The 2,341-nt window shown below is 36.5% G+C and carries 4 protein-coding genes; 1 reads left to right on the forward strand and 3 read right to left on the reverse strand.

What is annotated here, in order from left to right:
• Positions 1-313: 313 nt before the first annotated feature.
• The 3 genes from DXB52_RS15435 to DXB52_RS17590 all read right to left on the reverse strand — a co-directional run bounded on the left by DXB52_RS15435 (position 314) and on the right by DXB52_RS17590 (position 1,774).
• Entirely contained in the window at positions 314-793 is a 480-nt protein-coding gene (locus tag DXB52_RS15435; protein ID WP_002322212.1) for an MGMT family protein, read from the reverse strand.
• Between the two features lie 310 nt (positions 794-1,103).
• Positions 1,104-1,523: a hypothetical protein gene (locus DXB52_RS17585; RefSeq protein WP_472520527.1), complete on the reverse strand. Its 420-nt coding sequence runs from the start codon at positions 1,521-1,523 to the stop codon at positions 1,104-1,106.
• A complete protein-coding gene (locus tag DXB52_RS17590) occupies positions 1,481-1,774 on the reverse strand; it encodes a helix-turn-helix domain-containing protein (RefSeq protein WP_472520529.1) in 294 nt (97 codons plus the stop codon). The genes DXB52_RS17585 and DXB52_RS17590 overlap by 43 nt, the downstream gene beginning before the upstream one ends.
• Positions 1,775-2,270: 496 nt before the next feature.
• Between DXB52_RS17590 and DXB52_RS17595 the strand changes: the two genes are divergently transcribed.
• Positions 2,271-2,341: hypothetical protein (locus DXB52_RS17595; protein WP_472520531.1), on the forward strand; the 71-nt coding region annotated here is incomplete at its 3' end.

Raw genomic sequence — 2,341 nt, forward strand, 5'->3', positions numbered from 1 at the left:
TATCATCTATTTCATCCTCCATAATATGATGTCGTACCTGTGATTCCATCAAGTGCACCACATCTTAACAAACTCAAAATTATCTCGAACTAACCAGCTCGACAAATTCAAGTTTGTCGCTTTCTTCATATCCACATTATATCATTTTCATATCTGCACCACAATAAAATTTTATGCACCGATAATCTTACTGAACAGCTCTAACAAACACCATTTCATCACTCCAATCTGAAATTTAGGTATGAAAAAAGCAGTCAATCCTAAGACTAACTGCTTTGTGTATAGAGATATGAAATTGTGAAATAGAATTTGCCTATTTCAAATCAAAAAGAGAATTTTCATAGTCCTTTACATAGTATCGTATATTTTTACGCCCCTTTTGAATAATGGTATGTCCCTCTGCTTCTAATTTTTCTTTCTGTGCTTCAATACCATTTGGATATTTAGCATTTAATTCTCCGTTTGCTTTTAATGTTCTCCAATAGGGTGTTTCATCTTCGGAACGCTGATAACTCGCCCACGCTACAATAGAAACAAATATACCCGCTGTAATCGGCTCTGTAAAATCTGCACCACTCAATTTTGCAAAGTGTTCTCGTATTTTTCCAACCGTAATCACTTTACCATACGGAACTTTTTTCATTACTTTGTCATAGTCAATCGGGGGAGCAAAATACATTTTGTTTCCACCATATTTCTCAATACTTTTCTGGTCTATGATAATTTGAAATTTTGGCATATCCTTACTATCATGCAACATAGCATTAAAATCTTTTTTATCTTCATTTGCCATTTGTGCCACCTCCTACTTTAAGGATAGTCTGTTTCTTATTTCCATGCAATGAGGCTGTTTGAAAATTATTAACACTTTCAAATTTGTCGCTTTCTTCATATCCATATTATAACAGTTCCATATATCCGCCACAATAAAAATCAGCATACCCTTAGCATTTATGGAACAAAAATGCACACTTTTTCTTTCTTCCTCTTGATTACCCCACAACAGAAAAGAAAAAGCCCTGTCAAGAGCCTTGCCACCATTGGTGGTGCTTTGCACTCTTTACTGGGCTTTTTGTTTGCTGTATCTTCCATGCAAGAGGAAATTAAAGACCTCTGTTCCATTTCGCCTTTAGATAATCTTCATAGTCTGCTTCATTGAAGTCTACTTGTGGAGAAGTGTCGGGAATGTTGTTTCTGTTGTCTATATCCGCAAGCTGACGAAATATCCAATCATCATAAGGGTCATGGTATTTATACTCTTTGGGCTGTTCTCTGTATCGGTCTAACCCTCGCATTTCCTTATGTACTTTTATCATGCGTTCCAGTTTTTGACGCTGTATCAACTGCTTGATTTCCATAAGTTCTTCCAACTCCGTAACCTCATTGGTAATGTAGTTATGGATATACTGTATGAGTTTATATGCCTTGTAAAATGTGCATTCTTTTTCATCATCGAAAAATTCATTTTCAGACAGGTAATCTAAGGAAACATTGAAGTCTTGTTCCCGTTTGATAATATCCATGATATAGGCTCGGTGTGGTCAATATACTTCCATTCTCCCGACAATAATTCATTGGGTGTTACTCCCAGCACGTCCATTATCTTTTCCAGCGTATCAAAGGTAGGATAATTCACGCCACGTTCAATCTTGGAAAGGCTCTGCATATTGATACCGATTTTGTCCGCAAGTTCCTGTTGTTTCATTCCTCTATGCTTTCTTATGGTCTGTATGTTCTCTCCTAAGAAACTGATTTTCTTTTCGTAATGCTCCATGACTTAGTATAAACACTCCTTTCATTGCTTTTCTTGGTATTTATAAGCATATCATACTTAATATATATCTAAAAGTCAACAAAAACTTCTTGACAAGTAATTCTAATGGCGTTATTATCGTATCAGATAGAGTGATTAAGCACGCTAGGGTCAATCACACGCTTGAGTAAGCATAGAAAAGATGTATTTTCATTTTGATAGCATGAATAAGCATAGACTATCAGACCGAAAATAAGGTTTCTGACTGGGGCTGTTCCGTTTAGCCACGAGCCTTACAAGGCTCGTGAGCGTTAAGAACGGATCAGACACAGGAAGAAAGGGAACGCCTTTAGGCGTTCATAAAGGGCGTATATGTAACACCGCCCTGCGCATACATGTCATAGTACCTAGAAACTGTGATAAATAAAGGAAAAAACACGATTTTTACCCCGCAAAAAAACGGGAAGTACGAAAGGAGTAATGCACTATAACTACACACAAAAATTTATCCGTTAAGATTGATTACATCAGCATTGTATTTGATACTACAACCGCAGAAGATATCATCATGCACATTTTAGGTTTACC

Source organism: Ruminococcus sp. OM04-4AA (genome assembly GCF_003462585.1).
Lineage (GTDB): Bacteria > Bacillota > Clostridia > Lachnospirales > Lachnospiraceae > Mediterraneibacter > Mediterraneibacter faecis.